Annotated in this window: 13 protein-coding genes; 7 read left to right on the top strand and 6 right to left on the bottom strand. The window is 57.0% G+C overall.

The window, feature by feature from the left end:
* The first annotated feature begins 234 nt into the window (after positions 1 to 234).
* Positions 235 to 1,266, top strand: a complete 1,032-nt coding sequence (locus BLW70_RS17260; protein WP_074875898.1) for a glycosyltransferase family 4 protein — start codon at positions 235 to 237, stop codon at positions 1,264 to 1,266.
* A 24-nt stretch (positions 1,267 to 1,290) separates the two neighbouring features.
* Positions 1,291 to 3,447 (top strand): amylo-alpha-1,6-glucosidase, encoded by a 2,157-nt coding sequence (locus tag BLW70_RS17255; RefSeq protein WP_083383374.1) that lies wholly within the window; start codon positions 1,291 to 1,293, stop codon positions 3,445 to 3,447.
* 8 nt (positions 3,448 to 3,455) lie between these two features.
* On the opposite strand, the gene BLW70_RS17250 is transcribed toward BLW70_RS17255, so the two are convergent.
* From BLW70_RS17250 to BLW70_RS17240, 3 genes are all read right to left on the bottom strand, one after another.
* Entirely contained in the window at positions 3,456 to 3,713 is a 258-nt protein-coding gene (locus tag BLW70_RS17250) for a DUF1652 domain-containing protein (protein WP_074875896.1), read from the bottom strand.
* A gap of 206 nt (positions 3,714 to 3,919) precedes the next feature.
* On the bottom strand, positions 3,920 to 5,578 hold the full coding sequence (locus tag BLW70_RS17245; RefSeq protein WP_074875894.1) for an arylsulfatase: 1,659 nt from the start codon (positions 5,576 to 5,578) through the stop codon (positions 3,920 to 3,922).
* A 306-nt stretch (positions 5,579 to 5,884) separates the two neighbouring features.
* On the bottom strand, positions 5,885 to 6,331 hold the full coding sequence (locus BLW70_RS17240) for a hypothetical protein (RefSeq protein WP_074880632.1): 447 nt from the start codon (positions 6,329 to 6,331) through the stop codon (positions 5,885 to 5,887).
* Between the two features lie 224 nt (positions 6,332 to 6,555).
* Between BLW70_RS17240 and BLW70_RS17235 the strand changes: the two genes are divergently transcribed.
* Entirely contained in the window at positions 6,556 to 7,824 is a 1,269-nt protein-coding gene (locus BLW70_RS17235; protein WP_074875892.1) for an OmpP1/FadL family transporter, read from the top strand.
* A 42-nt stretch (positions 7,825 to 7,866) separates the two neighbouring features.
* Here BLW70_RS17235 and BLW70_RS17230 read toward each other — a convergent pair whose 3' ends face one another.
* A complete protein-coding gene (locus tag BLW70_RS17230; RefSeq protein WP_074875890.1) occupies positions 7,867 to 8,769 on the bottom strand; it encodes a universal stress protein in 903 nt (300 codons plus the stop codon).
* A 148-nt stretch (positions 8,770 to 8,917) separates the two neighbouring features.
* Entirely contained in the window at positions 8,918 to 9,538 is a 621-nt protein-coding gene (locus BLW70_RS17225; RefSeq protein ID WP_074880628.1) for a cell wall hydrolase, read from the bottom strand.
* Positions 9,539 to 9,712: 174 nt separating this feature from the next.
* On the opposite strand from BLW70_RS17225, the gene BLW70_RS17220 reads away from it, so the two are divergent.
* Together BLW70_RS17220 and moaA are read left to right on the top strand one after the other, a co-directional pair.
* Positions 9,713 to 10,564 (top strand): CAP domain-containing protein, encoded by an 852-nt coding sequence (locus BLW70_RS17220; RefSeq protein ID WP_074875889.1) that lies wholly within the window; start codon positions 9,713 to 9,715, stop codon positions 10,562 to 10,564.
* Between the two features lie 197 nt (positions 10,565 to 10,761).
* Entirely contained in the window at positions 10,762 to 11,760 is a 999-nt protein-coding gene (moaA, locus tag BLW70_RS17215; RefSeq protein ID WP_074875887.1) for a GTP 3',8-cyclase MoaA, read from the top strand.
* A 2-nt stretch (positions 11,761 to 11,762) separates the two neighbouring features.
* On the opposite strand, the gene BLW70_RS17210 is transcribed toward moaA, so the two are convergent.
* Positions 11,763 to 12,551, bottom strand: a complete 789-nt coding sequence (locus BLW70_RS17210; protein WP_074875884.1) for a DeoR/GlpR family DNA-binding transcription regulator — start codon at positions 12,549 to 12,551, stop codon at positions 11,763 to 11,765.
* A gap of 297 nt (positions 12,552 to 12,848) precedes the next feature.
* Between BLW70_RS17210 and BLW70_RS17205 the strand changes: the two genes are divergently transcribed.
* Both BLW70_RS17205 and BLW70_RS17200 read left to right on the top strand, forming a co-directional pair.
* Entirely contained in the window at positions 12,849 to 13,736 is an 888-nt protein-coding gene (locus tag BLW70_RS17205) for a serine hydrolase domain-containing protein (RefSeq protein ID WP_074875883.1), read from the top strand.
* A gap of 130 nt (positions 13,737 to 13,866) precedes the next feature.
* Entirely contained in the window at positions 13,867 to 16,062 is a 2,196-nt protein-coding gene (locus BLW70_RS17200) for an ornithine decarboxylase (RefSeq protein ID WP_074875880.1), read from the top strand.
* Positions 16,063 to 16,081 lie beyond the last annotated feature (19 nt).

Here is a 16,081-nt window from a genome sequence, read left to right as displayed (position 1 = left end):
TTGATCGGTCGCCGCGGTTGCCTTTTCCGGGCCGCGGCTCCGATTCTCCCTCTAATATTGTGCAATTTGATTCGGGTGGAAAGCGGACGCTGGAGCTACCAGATCCGTCATGCCCATAGGTCTATCTATAAAACCGTTTGTCGCGGCGTTAAACCCTATTTCTCTCCTGATTGGTCGAAAAAACTGTGACGGCATGATGTTGCCAAGACCGTTGACTGATTGGGGATTGCGGTTATGAAAATCGCACAAATAGCGCCACTGTACGAATCAGTCCCCCCTTTTCTCTACGGAGGAACTGAAAGAGTAGTCGCTCATTTAACGGATGCTTTGGTCGAACTGGGACATGACGTCACCCTCTTCGCTGCGAATGGATCCCGTACATGCGCGACATTGGTCGCCGCCCGGGATCAAGCGTTGCGGCTTGACGGCACGCCCTTGAAGTCAGAATTGGCAAGCCATTTGAACTTGCTGTATGAGTTGCGACATCGAGCGGCCGAGTTCGATGTGCTGCACTTTCATATTGATTTATTGCACTTTCCGTTTTTCGAAGATATGGCCCATAAGGTCTTGACTACCCTTCATGGCCGCCTGGATATCAAGGACCTGGATGGCACCTATTCTCGATGGCCTGCCTATCCCCTGGTTTCGATCTCGCAACATCAGCGCCAGCCGTTACCCTGCGCCAATTGGATCGATACGATTTATCACGGCTTATCGCAGTCCAGTTTGACGTTCCAGCCGAGACCGGGTGCTTACCTCGCCTTTCTGGGGCGTATCTCACCGGAAAAACGTCCTGACCGTGCTATCAGCATTGCCCGCGCTGCCGGGCTGCCGTTGAAAATGGCTGCCAAGATCGATGCGGCCGATCGCGAGTACTTCGAACAGCAGATACGCCCCTTATTGACGCTTCCCGGTATTGAATTCATCGGAGAGATTGGCGACGGGGACAAGGCCGAGTTCCTCGGTAATGCCAGGGCGCTGCTGTTCCCCATCGATTGGCCCGAACCTTTTGGCCTGGTCATGATAGAAGCCATGGCTTGTGGTACGCCGGTCATCGCCTGGCGCTGCGGATCTGTCCCCGAAGTGCTTGATCATGGCGTAACCGGCTTCATAATCAATAGCGAACATGAGGCGGTTCTCGCTACCCGCCAAGTGCTTGAGCTTGATCGACAAGTGATACGTGACGTATTCGATAGACGTTTTTCAGCCAAGGTGATGGCGCAACGTTATGTCGACCTCTACCGGACACTTACCGATAGGGTTTGATTTCGTGGTGCCTTGATTTAGCCCATGAAAAAATCATCCAGCGTTCCTGAACAGCCTCAACACGAACAGTGCGCAAATGAACCCATTGCCCAAAACCTGTTTGTGCTGGTCGACCACAACACGTACCTGGTAGCCAACGCGTTTGGCGATATCGACGGCGGCGCCGTGGGCATGTTTCACCACGACACTCGTTTATTATCCAGGTACCAGTTGACCGTGGCAGGCCAGCGTCCATCGCTGCTCTCCGCAGCGGTCAGTCAGGACAATGTCTATTTTCGTTCCCATTTGACCAACCACCCGCTCCCGGCACTGGGAGAAGAAGATACGCCACGGGGGGTCATCCATATCGAGCGCAAACGCTTTTTATGGGAAGAGCGAATGTTCGAGTGCATCAGCCTTTTCAACTACAGCGACCAACCTGGAAAACTGCCGATCGACCTGCGGTTTTGCGGCGACTTTCTCGACATGTTCGAGGTCCGCGGCCAAAGCCGGCCACTGCGCGGCACCTTCTCTGAGCCTGAAATATTCGAACAAGGCGTAGTGCTTCATTACAAGGGATTGGACAATCAGCAACGTTGCATGGCAATCAGCTTTTCTGAGTTTCCAGGACACATCAGCGGCGACAGTGCCAGTTTCCAGATCTATATCGGCGCTCATCAGAGCCACGAACTTTATATTGAAGTGGGCTCCAGCATCGTCCAGCCCGGGCGGACACGCTACCGGTCCGCCGCCGCTCAAGCTTGCCGGTCCATGCGCAGGAAAGAGCAACGAGGCGCGCGCATCAAGGCTTCTGGCCGGTTGTTCCAGGCATGGGTGAACAAGTCTCGTGCCGACCTTGCTTTACTGACGGCCGATCTTCCCTCTGGCCCCTATCCCTATGCCGGAGTCCCCTGGTACTCCACGCCTTTTGGTCGCGACGCCGTGATCACCGCTTATCAATCACTCTGGCTCAATCCGTCCCTTGCGCGAGGTGTGCTCGCCTACCTGGCGGCTCATCAAGCCAAGGAGGTTTCGACCTTCAGCGATGCCGAACCAGGAAAGATCATGCACGAGACGCGTCAGGGAGAAATGTCGAAACTCAACGAATTACCCTTTGCGCGCTATTACGGGGGCGTCGATACGACGCCTTTGTTTGTGATGCTGGCCGGAGCCTATGCAAAACGGACCAACGATCTGGCGTTCATTGATGCGCTTTGGCCCGCATTGGAATTGGCCACGCTCTGGATGGAAAGCAATGCGTTGAAGAATGCCGAAGGCTTCATCAGCTATCAGCGCGGGGAAGTCACCGGCTTGGCCAATCAAGGCTGGAAAGACAGTCATGATGCTATTTTTCATCGCGATGGCCGTAATCCCGAAGGCCCCATCGCTTTGGTAGAAGTGCAAGGTTATGCATGGCGTGCATTTTTGAGCATGAGCACATTGGCCAGACAACGAGGCAATGAACACGCCGCGGTTCGCTGGCAAAACATCGCAGTCAGGTTACGCCAGGCAGTCGAGCGGTGCTTCTGGATGGAGGATCAGCAATTTTACGCAATAGCGCTCGACGGTAATGGCAAGCGTTGTGAGGTAAAAGCTTCGAACGCCGGCCACCTGCTGTTCACCGGATTACCTTCGCCAGAACGGGGGAAAACCGTTGCCCGGCAATTTCTGACCAGTATTTTTTATAACGGCTGGGGCGTTCGAACACTCGAAACCGGAGCCGTGCGGTTCAACCCGATGTCATATCACAACGGTTCGGTCTGGCCGCACGACGTAGCCCTGTGCGCAGCGGGTATGGCCAGGTATGGCGAGCAGCTGGGCGTTGTCCGTGTCCTGAGCGGAATGTTCGAGGCAGCGACCTTCTTCGGGATGCGGTTACCAGAACTGTTTTGCGGGTTCAAGCGCGGTCCGGGTGAGGCGCCGGTTGCCTACCCGGTGGCCTGTTTACCCCAAGCCTGGGCGGCAGGCTCCATTTTTATGCTGTTGCAGGCATGTCTGGGCATCACCATCGATGCCTCAGACTATCGAGTAGTTATCAGACAACCTCGACTGCCCATTGGTATTGACCGTTTAGAGGTGCGGGAACTGACGTTTAATCAACACCGTGTCGATCTCGGTTTCCAACGGATCGGCGAACGCGTCGCCGCTTACATAGAGCGGCAAGACGGCCCGAATCTGATTCGGCTGGACGTAAAACTTTAAATTAGCTGTCAGCCAACAGAGTTCTGACAGGGAAGCTCTGTTTTCAAAGCCAGCATTTCACCTCGTAATTCGCTGATCAACTCCGCGATAGCACGGCTGGACGTTAGTGTTTCGGTTCTGACACCAGTGACCAACAATTCCACGTGACCCGTTGACGGGTCGATCACTTTTATCATGAGCGATCCATCCGGATTTGCGGTGCAGGTGCAAGAAAGAGGCAGAAAACCACATTCAATGATGTGGCGAAGCTCAAGTCTGGAGATCATGACTCACGCCCTCAAAGTCAAAGGTGGTTTGCGTTTCTGTCTAGTAATAATAGGCAAGCCGCCTCGCGGCTGACCGGGATCGCGACCAATTGCATCAGTGGGGCTCCGACCGGCCAATGCCTGCCTATCTCGACGTTTTTTTTTAAAGAGCCCGACTCTCGACAGTGGCGACCTCCGGAGAGGCCGCCATTTTTCAGCGGGTTTGATCAGTTGCCGTTAGGCAGTGACAAGTTGATGCCTTCTTTTTTCAGCGCATCACGCACGTATTGGAATTTCTGGTATTGCGACAGCTCGATCGGTCCGTCATAGCCCATGCTTTGCAATTTGCGTGGCGGGTAATCAAGGTAGGTTTTCATCAGCTTCATGATCGCTGCCGAGATCGGCACCATGGTCCAGGTCCGCTCGGTAAAGTTGTTCATGAACAGGTCGTAGCGTTCTTGCGGGTCTTGCCACAAGTCAAAAACCTGCGGCACGGTGGCCACATACTTTTGGGCGCCTTTCCAGCCCAGGTTAGAGTCCACGGCGAGACCGCCTGTTTGTGCGCCATCGTCGCCTCGCAGGTTGAATACCGCTTTGTAGTTCCCGACACGGGCCGCGCCCGGGGACAATTCATTCTCGGTAAAGTAGAACCACTCCTTGCGCGGCGAAGGGGCGCTACCGGTGAGTACTGGCGTCATGTCGTAACTGTCGAAGATGATCGGTTGACCTTCGCGATCCTTCTCGGGCAGCTTCACTCCAGCCACTGAGGCGAAAGTCGCCATCAAATCCAGGCCACCGAGTATCTCGTGGTTTTTCGTATTCGGCTTGATCTTGTCTGGCCACACGGCAATGGCCGGTACCCGGTTCCCGCCCTCACGCACCGTGCCTTTGGTGCCGCGAAACGGGGTGTAACCGGCATCCGGATAAACGTCCTGCCAGGCCCCGTTGTCGGTGGTGTAAACCACCAGCGTGTTCTTATCCAGGCCGAGAGCCTTGAGCTTGTCCATGATGCGGCCAATATGGGTATCGAGTTCGACGACCGAATCGGCATATTTGGATTTGGACATCGATTTATGAACGAACTCCGGGGCCGGCAAGTTCGGTTGGTGCACTTTCATGAAGTTGACGTTGATGAAAAACGGCTTGTCCGATTTTGCCGCTGTGTCGAGAAACTCCAGCGCAGCCTTTTCGACATAGTTATCAAAAAAAGGAATGCCGACCACGCCGGGTTTACCATCCACGACAGGCGTATCCACGTATTGACCATTGACCTTGAATTCTTCAACCACCTTTTCGCCGGCCTTGCCGGACAGTGCGCCTTTGGTCACCTTCTGGAACATCTCCCGGGTTTCCGAATCCATGTCGGGGAACCATGTTGGGTCGGCGTAGGTATAGGCATTCAGGTGATACAGGCCGACGTACTTCATCACGTCATAGCCCTGGGCATTGGGCAGCGCATAGTCGGCTTCGCCCAAATGCCATTTCCCAGTGAAATAGGTGTCGTAGCCGCCGGTCTTCAACACGGATGCCAGTGTCCATTCGGCTGCTGGCAAACCACCGCCCTGGCCCTGGAAAGCCACGGTGGTCATGCCGCTGCGATTGGGGATGCGCCCGGTTTGCATGGCCGCCCGGCCAGGGGTGCAACTTGGCTGTGCATAGAAGGAATAGAACGTCACACCTTCTGCCGCCAGCTCATCGATTTTGGGTGTAGGCATGCCGCGCCCGATCCCACCGCCATAGGGGCCCAAATCGCCATAACCGGTGTCATCGGAGACGATGAACAGGATATTGGTCTTTTCTGTTTGAGCGGCGTGGGCAAGCCCGTTCAATGACAACAGTGCAGCAAACACGACAGACAACTTGAAACGATCCGATAGCTTATTCATACCAGCAACCTCGTTGTTTCATTATGTTGGCCGGTGACAAGTGCACAACTGCATTGATTCTGGGTGCAACGACCACCGTGCGATTAGCCTAAGTACTGCATACAGAATCATTCCCCCTTGTTATATGAGCCCGTACGGTTTAAGGCGCACGAGGGAGTCTAGTGCGGTTTTTGCCGTTCAGCGACGGGCGCCTATTTGGGACGCCCGTCATTTATGGCAGCTGATCAGCCACGGCGTTAGTGTCAGCTCCTTCTCACAGAGCAGCTGTCCGAACGGCAACATGTTCAGTTGTTCATCGCATCATTTTCAGCGCTTTGCCTGCGCGACATCGCCGCAAAAGATATCGACGCTGCCATCTTCGGGTGATGTCCGTACGACGATGGAATACTTTCCGGCAAGCAACTCTGATGTTGCGACAGGCGCATTACGGTAAAAGCTCCAACCCTTGGAACCGGCCTCATTTTTTGTATTGACCTTATCGTTCATTGCATATGCGACAGGCCCGGGTTGCTGGCAACTGCCTTTGTTGATGAACGTGTAAATGCGCGGGGGCAGCATGGTTCCGGTCGGAACACCCGTGATATAGAAGTCAAAATTGGTTTGATTGCCTTCGGCGGTCAATATGGCGTTGCCAGTGTGACCCACATTGGCGTGGGTGGCAGCCAGAGGCAAATTCATTGAGTGGTTTGAAGCGGTACTGCAACCGAACAGACTTGCCATGAGTAGCGCGAACGGGACGATGCGGGTATTCATAAACAACCTCCAAAAGTGGAAGAAGTGCATGGGGGAATATTGGGTATAGCTCATAACTGTTCTCAATAAACGGGCAGCGCTGGCAACTTTATTCGTATCTTGCCCCTTCCAATATCGAGAATATGAACTACCACTTATGAGTGATCGAACCATGCTGGTTCAATGTTTCTCGATGATGGCTATTACCCTTATTTCGAAAATGCACACTTGCCGGGATCTAATCCATGCAAACCAGATCAGGTGCAATGCCCGCCTTCACGTTATTGGCCCTGTGCAGTCAGCAAGCCTGGGCCGGCGGTATCATGCTCTACGAAATCGGCACCGATAACGTTGGCCTGGCCAATGCCGGTGCCGCCGCCCGGGCCCAGGGTCCTTCGACTATTGCCAGCAACCCGGCGGGACTGAGCTACCTGCCAGGCACGCAGATTACCGGTGGCTTGCAGGTGCTGTATGGCGACCTGAGCTTCGATCGCGATGCCGACACCAATGTGCCTGGCAGCGGCAGTGGCAATGCCCTCGATCCGATTACCGGCGGCAGCTTTTTCATCAGCCATGAACTGGACGACCACTGGAGCGTCGGCTTCGGCCAGTACGCCGACTTCGGCCTGGCGGTCAACTACGACAACGAGTGGTCCGGGCGCTACTTCGCGCAGAACGCCAGCCTGGGTGGTTTGTCATTAGTGCCCAGCGTGGCTTACCGCTTTAACGAGCAATGGTCGGTGGGGCTCGGCGTAAAAGCCATGTACGGCATGCTCCAGGCCCAGACCGCGATTGACCGTTCGCCGTTCGGCTTTACCGACCGCGGGGACGGCCAGTTCAAATACAAGGATAAAGATTGGGGGTTCGGCGCCAACGTCGGGTTGATTTACGCCCCGCAAACCGGCACTCGCATTGGCCTGACCTACACCAGCAAGGTCGACCTGGATTTCGAAGACGGGCTGGATGTCAAAGGCAACGGCCCGGCGCTGGATCGCCTCGACGGCCTGAACACCCAGCTCGACATGACCGTTCCACAGACGGTCACCCTGAGCCTGTTCCAGCAACTCGACCGACAGTGGGCCTTGCTGGCTTCGGTGAACTGGCAGGACTGGTCGGAGTTTGGCGACATCGCCGTGCAGGTGGACACCACGGCCCTCGGTGCTCAGTCAACCACGGTCGACGCGCACTTCAAGGACACCTGGCACCTGTCGCTCGGCGCGCAATACCAGGCCACGCCGCAATGGCTGTGGAACGTCGGCGTGGCTTACGACAGCAGCGCCGTGTCCGACCATAATCGCACCGTGACCGTGCCAATGGCTGAATCCTGGCGCCTTGCAACAGGAGCCACCTATGCGCTGAACACGTACACCGACGTCAATGTCAGCTGGGCCATGATCTGGATTGGCGACATGCCGGTGGACCAGACCAAAAACGTTTCGGGCCATCGCATTTCCGGTCAATTCGACAGTGCCTGGATTCAAGCCGTGACCGGGAACATGACCTGGCGTTTTTGAGTGTCTTGCCATTCCCGGTAGAGAAGTGGCTGACATGGCCACTCACTGATTCGCAGACCCGCTAACGGCAAAAATGTTGCAGGGCACCTGGTACAGAACATGCTCTGTCGTACTGCCCACCCATTTGCCCAGTCCCTTGCGATGCGCATTTCCCATGACGATCACATCGGCCCGGTGATGGGCTGCAAAGTCGGCCAGGGCTTTGCCAGGTGGCCCTTCAACGAAGTGTTGGCGCTCAGTGGGCACGCCGTAGTGGTCGGCCAATGCGCTAAATGACTTTTGCAGTGACTTGCGCACTTCATTGCTGAAACCTGGCATCGTCACGGCACCAGCGCCTGCGTCGGATATATGGGTCAGCGACAGATCGTAGGCATGCAGCAAATGCAGTTCCGCGCTGCATTGCATGGACAATCCGTTCGCTGCCTGGATGATGCGCTCGTTGATGCCCGTGATCTGAGTCTCAGGTTGTGAGGGATCGACTGCCGCCACGACCACCCGCGGAAGTGGGCACCTGATTTCACTGACCAAATGCACCGCCACCGGACATTCGCGCAACAGGTGCCAATCCAGAGGCGTAATGAAAACGCGCTTGAGTGCTGATTCGTGTTGCACGTCCTTGATCACCAGATCCGGCTGCATTTCTGCCACATGTCGAAGTATTTCTTGCAGCGCAGTCCGCGTAACAAGCACTTCGGTACTCACCACGACCCCGCGCGCGCGTATCAGATCGGCCTCATCCTGCAACCATTTTTCGTTTTCTTGCTGACAGGCCTCACGAAAACGTGCACCCGCGCTCTTCAAACCCAACAGGTGGGACTCTTCGATAAACACCGTGATGTGCAGCGCTGCGCCAGTGGCCTGGGCTATGGCGACAGCTCGCTCCAATGCCGGAGTGTGACGCATGCCTGGACCGGCTATCAGAAAGAGTCGTTGATACTGGCTCATGTAACACCTCCAAACGTTCCGGGATATCTAGCTCCCCCAGCGCTCTCGCCTGTCACACCACCGACGATTTACCATCGCCTCAACTATCGGGATCGACACTATCAATATACGCCTAAGAATGGCGAAGACCTCGCTCAGGCGAACATCCCTACTTCGCCGCCCCGGCACGCGGTTTATAAAAAAGAAACATCGAGGTCTCGGTGGTCTTGATGTATTTCCTGGCCCAAGCGGGTTTCACATTCCTGTCGTGAAAATACATTGCGCCGTGGGTTCGGTCGTTCAGTTGCTTGTTTAGCGCCTTGCGCGCGATTTCCTTGGCAATCGTGTATTGGGACTCTTCCTCGACCTGATCCGAGCGTCCATCGCACCACCACGAAAACTGACAATTTCTGGTTTCAGAACCCTGCTTGACCACGGCGCATACCGTGTCCGGAAAGCCCTCATGGCCCAGGCGGTTCATGACGACACTGGCCACGGCTTCCATGTCGGTGGTCGATTTGCCTTTGGCTTCCCAATAGATGGAGCGGGCCATACAGGTGATTGCATCGTCCAGCGGCGACGCACCCGCGGGATCGACTGCCTGAACTTCGGAAGTGGTGATGGCTTGGGACTTGGGCACTGGTACATCGCTGCCCTTCTCCGCCGCTTTTTGCTCAAGAACTTCGGCCTTATCCTCAGCCATATCCTTTTTTTGATCCTGCTCAGACGAGATGGCCTGGCCGGTGAAAAGGGTTATTGCCAAGCAGGTGGCTATCCAGACAACTCGCATGATCGACCCTTCGGACGGAACCGCAAGCACGCCGAACTGGCGACTTTGCTTGATTGTAGTTGTCAGAATCGATTCCAACAGACGAACAAAAAAACTGTCTTCGGGCGTGAAAGTCATTGCGCTCGCGGGGCGGAAATCGCGCATCATGAGCGCAGTCAGCCCAAGGGGATTTCCATGCGTTTCAAATCATCTGCTATGCGTCTTGCCACGTTGTCACTGGGGATGTTATTCGCCGTGAATGCGTTGGCGGTCGACGAGAAACAACTGATTGATTCGATCAATCTCTACCGCAGCCAGGTGCAGCGCTGCGCAGGTCAGGTCTCGCAGGAACTGCCACCGCTGGCCGGCGACCCACGGCTGGCGCTGAACGCCAACAGCGTCGGCAATCTGCAGCAGGCAATGGCCAGCGCGGGTTATCCGATGAAGAATGTGCAGGCGATCAGCCTGTCCGGGCCGCGTGATGCGCCATCGGCGATGAAAGCCATTCAGGAGAGTTTTTGCCAGATCGTGCTGGACCCGCAATTCGTCGATGTCGGCGTCAGCCATCAGGACCGCGAGTGGCGCATCGTGCTGGCGCGCCCACTGTTGAGCGCTCGCCTGGGCGACTGGCAGGCGGAAGGCCAAAAACTACTGGCCGAGCTCAACATCGTACGCAGCCAGCCGCGCCAGTGCGGCACGCAATCCTTTGCCGCCGCCACGCCACTGACCTGGAACGCCACGCTGGCGACGGCGGCCGAGGAGCATGCCCGGTCAATGGCCAACAACAATTACTTCGATCACAAGGACCGCGATGGCCGCATGCCGGGTGACCGGGCTGAATTGGCCGGTTACAGCGGCGGGCAGGTCGGCGAGAACATCGCTGCCGGCCAGGACACAGTGCGCAAGGTGGTCGAGGGCTGGGTGTCCAGCGCCGGTCACTGCGCCAACCTGATGAACCCGCAGTACCGGGAGTTGGGCGCGGCCTATGCGGTTGATCCGAAGAGTGATCCGGGGATTTACTGGACGGCGATGTTCGGGGCGCAATAAGTTCGGAACGCCCGATAGAAAAAAACCGGAGCCCTGTCATGGGGCTCCGGTTTTTTTTGCAATCAAATCCTTCATCGACCCTGTCGATCAGCCGGTCACTAATAGTGATTGGACGCCCTCTACAGTTGCTCTTAGTCTGCGCACAACAATTCCGGGGCTAGCGGAATACTCATTTCACGGATGCAGGCGAAGGGTTCATGTCAGAGCGAGTCTTGATCGATGGGTTTTCCAGGCGAGTGGACTATCTGCGGATGTCTGTCACCGACCGCTGCGATTTCCGTTGCGTGTATTGCATGGCCGAAGACATGCAGTTTCTGCCCCGACAACGGGTACTGACCCTGGAAGAAATCTATCAACTGGCCGAAAGCTTCGTGGCGTTGGGCACCCGCAAGATCCGCCTCACGGGCGGCGAACCGCTGATCCGTCCAGGCGTGGTGCAACTGTGCGAAAAGATCGCCGCCCTGCCCGGCCTGCGTGAACTGTGCATGACCACCAACGGTTCGCAGCTGGGCAAGCTCGCAACGCCCTTGTTCGAGGCCGGGGTCAAACGGCTCAACATCAGCCTCGACAGCCTGGACCCGCAACGCTTTCGTGAGCTGACGCGCACCGGCGATCTGGCGCAGGTCATCAGCGGCATCGACGCGGCCAACGCCGCGGGATTTCGCCACACCAAACTCAATTGCGTGGTGATGAAGGGCCGTAACGACCATGAGATCAACGATCTGGTGAGCTTTGCCATCGACCGACATCTCGACATTTCTTTCATCGAAGAAATGCCGCTGGGCACCATTCATGAACACAGCCGCGCCGAGTCGTTTTACGCAAGCAGCCAGGTCCGTGAGCGGATCGCCGAGCGCTACACGTTGATCGAGTCCGCCGAGTCGACCCAAGGCCCGTCGCGCTACTGGCGCCTGGCGGAGGCACCGCAGATTCGCCTGGGGTTCATTTCCCCCCACAGCCACAACTTTTGTGGCACCTGCAATCGGGTTCGGTTGACGGTGGAAGGCCGTCTGCTGCTGTGTCTGGGCAATGAACACGCCGTCGATCTCAAGGCCGTGTTGCGCAGCCATCCCGGACATCCCGAGCGCCTGGAAAAGGCCATCATCGAGGCGATAAAACTCAAGCCCTATCGACACAATTTCGAAGTGAACGACGATGTCCAGGTGGTTCGCTTCATGAACATGACGGGCGGCTGAACTCACGCCTCCACCTGCACCACCTCAATCCCGAGTTTCCGATAGTCCTCGACATTACCCGACGCCACGTGGCGTTCGGTGATCAGGGTATGAATGCGCTGGCATGGCGCGACCACGAACGGCTCCACCGCCCCCAGTTTGTCGGCGGTGGTGACAGCAACGACATAGGAGGCGCTGGCGAGCATCGCCTGTTTGACAGGCACCTCATCGAAATGCAGGGAGCTGATGCCGACTTCCGGGTGAATCGCACAGACGCCCGTGAACAGCAGATCAGCCTTGATGCCCTCGATCAGCCGCAGGGTTTCATGCCCGCTGGCCGACATGGTCGCGGGGTTGAGTTGTCCGCCGGCCAGAATCACCGTAATGCCTTTGTATTCGGCCAAGGTGATCGCGATCATCGGCGAGGCGGTAATAGCCGTAATGGCAATGTCCGACGGTAGTGATCGGGCGATCTGCAGTGTCGTGCTACCCGAATCGAAAATCACAATCTGGCCGTTGTGTACCTGGCGTGCGGCGAGTTGTGCCAGGTGAGTTTTCACCTCGTCGGTTTCACTGACGCGGGTGAAATAATCCTTGCCGGTGTCCTTGGGCCGCGGCAACGCCCCGCCATGCACCCGCTGCACCAGCCCGGCGGTCGCCAGTTCCGCCAGGTCACGCCGAATGGTGTCTTCGGACACCGCGAAATGCTGGCTCAGCTCGCCCGCCATGACCTTGCCGTCACGTTCGAGAATCAACAGGATTTTTTGCCGGCGCAACTGAGGGAGTTCGGCGGCCGTGTGTGAATCGTGCATGTTTTTGCCCGCTTTTGCGCGTAATTGCGTGTTTGTGCGAGACTAGCCAAATCACGGGGTAAACACAAACCAGCCGGACATCAATTGTTTCGATGATACAAATCATAAAGCCGAATTTTTTATTTCTTTGTGACCTATTCAAGATGGCGCCATCACATGTGTTTTGGATGAAAACTTCATGAATCTAAATTTTGTCTTCGCCTGCATGATCGTGGTCTCGTTCGCGATTGCGTTGGGTCACGCCTGATCGGCGGAAACCAAGGGCAATTCGCCTCCTCCTCCATCCAGAGTCAACACATGCTGTGCTCCCTTGTATCGAACGGTGCTCTCGTCACGCCTGAAAGGCTGGATACAACAGTGCCCTGGTGGAGTTTTACCAAAACCGTTCTCGCCGCCGCGGCGTTGTCACTGGTGCGTGACGGGTTGATCGAACTTGACGACGTCGTTGCTGAAGGCCGCTTCACGCTGCGCCAACTGCTGCGGCACGAGGCCGGGCTGGCGGATTATGGCGAGCTCGCTGACTACCACAACGCCGTGGCCCGCCACGAGGCGCCGTGGTCAGCCGATGACATGCTGCAACGCCTCGATGCCAGCCGGTTGCGCTACGCACCGGGGGACGGTTGGCGTTATTCGAACGTCGGCTATCTGTTCGTCGTGCGACTGATTGAGCGCATGACGGGGCGCACGCTTGATGATGCGCTCACGGAACGAGTGTTCGCCCCCCTCCGCTTGACCCGCGTACGCCTCGCCAGAACGCGCGCCGATCTGCAGGGCGTGAACATGGGGAGCGCGCCAGCTTACGACCCTGGCTGGGTCTATCACGGCTTGCTGGTTGGCCCGCTTGAGGATGCCGCCCGTTGCCTGGACGGTTTGCTGGCCGGGCGTCTTCTGCCAAACCCACTGCTGCAAGCGATGCAATCGGCACGCGTCCTCGGCGGCCCGATTCCCGGTCGCCCATGGACTTCCCCAGGCTACGGCCTCCGCCTGATGCAGGGTCTGGTCAGGGGCGATCTGATGTTGAGCGGACACACCGGCACCGGTCCGGGCAGCGTAGTGGCGGTCTATCGCTGCATGGATGGCGAAAACGCGGCGAGCTGCGCGGTCTTTCATGAAGGCGTTGAGGAAGGGGTTGTCGAAGCAGAAGTGGTCGAACGTCTGTCGGCGGTCCTTGGTAAAAACCGTTAAAAAAGCCGTAGCCCATGCTCGATAACCCGTGTCCACATGATGTGGATCAGGGACCATTGAAGGCTGCCTCGCTAAATTGATCTCTTGAAAAAAGCCGACAAGTGACTGTCCGCCAGGAGATTTCCCCCGCATGAAAGCAGCCCTGAAAATTGCCGCCAGTGATTCCTCGTTCGAGTGTTTCCAGACCTCCCGAGAAGTCATTCCGCTCAATCAAACCGACTACACCGATATCGCGGTTGCGGTGTTCTCTGTCGAGGATGTGATGGCGGGCGCCCTGGACACCTTGCAGCGAACCGGTTTCGACATCCCCATTTTCCTCGTTGCCTCCCCCGGTTCCGGCAACCGCGCCCGGGACGTCTACCAGCACCTGCAAGATGTACTGCTTCAGGTGAATGGCATTTTTGACCCCTCGCGCAACAACGCCGAATACCATGGCAACCAATTGGAGACCGCGGCAAAAGCCTATGAAGACAGTCTGCTGCCGCCGTTCTTCGACGCCCTCAAGCACTACACCGAGTCAGCCAACGCGACCTTCGCCTGCCCGGGTCACCAGGGCGGTCAGTTTTTCCGCAAACACCCGGCTGGCCGGCAGTTCTTCGACTTCTTCGGCGAAACCCTGTTTCGCGCCGACATGTGCAACGCCGACGTCAAACTCGGCGATTTGCTGATCCACGAAGGCCCGGCGCTGCTGGCGCAAAAACACGCCGCGAAAGTGTTCAACGCCGACAAGACCTACTTCGTGCTCAACGGCACCTCGGCCTCCAACAAGGTGGTCACCAACGCGCTGCTCACGCCTGGCGATCTGGTTCTGTTCGACCGCAACAACCACAAATCCAATCACCAGGGTGCATTGATCCAGGCTGGGGCTACCCCGGTTTACCTGGAAACCGCACGCAATCCTTATGGGTTCATCGGCGGGATCGACGCCCATTGCTTCGAAGAAGGCTACCTGCGCGAACTCATCAGCGAAGTCGCACCGGACAAGGCCCGACTGCCACGGCCGTTTCGCCTGGCGATCATTCAGCTGGGCACTTATGACGGCACCGTCTACAACGCCCGGCAAGTCGTCGATCGCATCGGCAAACTGTGCGACTACATCCTGTTTGACTCGGCGAGGGTGGGCTACGAACAGTTCATCCCGATGATGAAGGACTGCTCGCCGCTGCTGCTGGACCTGCATGAAAACGATCCCGGCATCTTTGTCACGCAATCGGTGCACAAACAGCAGGCGGGGTTTTCCCAGGCCTCGCAGATCCACAAGAAAGATCGGCACATCAAGGGCCAGGCCCGTTATTGCAGCCATGCGCAGCTGAACAACGCCTTCATGGCCCAAGCCTCCACCAGCCCGTTCTACCCGCTGTTCGCCTCACTGGATGTGAACGCGCGCATCCATTCCGGCCGCAGCGGCCTGCGCCTGTGGGAAGACTGTGTGAAGTTCGGCATCGACGCGCGCAAGTTGATCCTGGAAGCGTGCACCCTGGTTCGCCCCTTCGTGCCGGACACCATTGACGGTCGCCCCTGGCAGGACCATCCGACCGAAGACATCGCCAACGACATCCGGTTTTTCGAGTTCCATCCGAAGGATCGCTGGCACGCCTTCAGCGGTTACGCCGACAAGCAATACTTCATCGACCCGTGCAAGTTGTTGTTCACCACGCCCGGCATCGACCCGGTCGATGGCAGTTACACCGACTTCGGCATCCATGCCGGCATTCTCGCCAACTTCTTGCGCGAGAATGGCATCGTTCCGGAAAAGTGCGACCTGAACTCGATTCTGTTCCTGCTCACCCCGGCCGAAGACTGGGCAAAAATGACGCATCTCGCCTCGCAGATTGCGCGCTTTGAACGTTTCATCAGTGATGACGCGCCGATGAGCCGGGTATTGCCGGCTATCTATGCACAGCATCAGGAGCGCTATCGCAACTACACCATTCGTCAACTCTGCCAGGAAATGCACGACCTCTACCGCACCCACGACGTGCAGCATTTGCAGAAGGCAATGTTCCGCAAGGAACACTTCCCGAAAAAGGCGATGAACCCGCAAGCAGCGCAGTTCGAATTCATCCGTGGCAACGTCGAACTGGTGGCGCTGGCTGACGCGCAGGGTCGCATCGCTGCCGAAGGTGCCCTTCCCTATCCACCCGGCGTGCTCTGCGTGGTGCCCGGGGAAATATGGGGCGGCGCGGTGCTCAAGTACTTCCTGGCGCTGGAAGAAGGCATCAACTCACTTCCTGGCTTCACACCGGAGTTGCAAGGCGTGTACCTGAAACAGGAAGGCGATCGCATTCGAGCCTATGGGTACGTGATCAAGACCCTCCCACATTAAGTAACGCGCACATCATTTG

This window comes from Pseudomonas frederiksbergensis, from assembly GCF_900105495.1.
In the GTDB taxonomy this organism is placed as follows: Bacteria; Pseudomonadota; Gammaproteobacteria; order Pseudomonadales; family Pseudomonadaceae; genus Aquipseudomonas; species Aquipseudomonas frederiksbergensis.
This window is presented reverse-complemented; position numbering and strand designations above follow the sequence as displayed.

Coding starts and splice junctions, on each gene's coding strand:
- BLW70_RS17260 (WP_074875898.1), top strand. CDS start 235: ATGAAAATCGCACAAATAGCGCCACTGTACGAATCAGTCCCCCCTTTT.
- BLW70_RS17255 (WP_083383374.1), top strand. CDS start 1,291: ATGAAAAAATCATCCAGCGTTCCTGAACAGCCTCAACACGAACAGTGC.
- BLW70_RS17250 (WP_074875896.1), bottom strand. CDS start 3,713: ATGATCTCCAGACTTGAGCTTCGCCACATCATTGAATGTGGTTTTCTG.
- BLW70_RS17245 (WP_074875894.1), bottom strand. CDS start 5,578: ATGAATAAGCTATCGGATCGTTTCAAGTTGTCTGTCGTGTTTGCTGCA.
- BLW70_RS17240 (WP_074880632.1), bottom strand. CDS start 6,331: ATGAATACCCGCATCGTCCCGTTCGCGCTACTCATGGCAAGTCTGTTC.
- BLW70_RS17235 (WP_074875892.1), top strand. CDS start 6,556: ATGCAAACCAGATCAGGTGCAATGCCCGCCTTCACGTTATTGGCCCTG.
- BLW70_RS17230 (WP_074875890.1), bottom strand. CDS start 8,769: ATGAGCCAGTATCAACGACTCTTTCTGATAGCCGGTCCAGGCATGCGT.
- BLW70_RS17225 (WP_074880628.1), bottom strand. CDS start 9,538: ATGCGAGTTGTCTGGATAGCCACCTGCTTGGCAATAACCCTTTTCACC.
- BLW70_RS17220 (WP_074875889.1), top strand. CDS start 9,713: ATGCGTTTCAAATCATCTGCTATGCGTCTTGCCACGTTGTCACTGGGG.
- moaA (WP_074875887.1), top strand. CDS start 10,762: ATGTCAGAGCGAGTCTTGATCGATGGGTTTTCCAGGCGAGTGGACTAT.
- BLW70_RS17210 (WP_074875884.1), bottom strand. CDS start 12,551: ATGCACGATTCACACACGGCCGCCGAACTCCCTCAGTTGCGCCGGCAA.
- BLW70_RS17205 (WP_074875883.1), top strand. CDS start 12,849: ATGCTGTGCTCCCTTGTATCGAACGGTGCTCTCGTCACGCCTGAAAGG.
- BLW70_RS17200 (WP_074875880.1), top strand. CDS start 13,867: ATGAAAGCAGCCCTGAAAATTGCCGCCAGTGATTCCTCGTTCGAGTGT.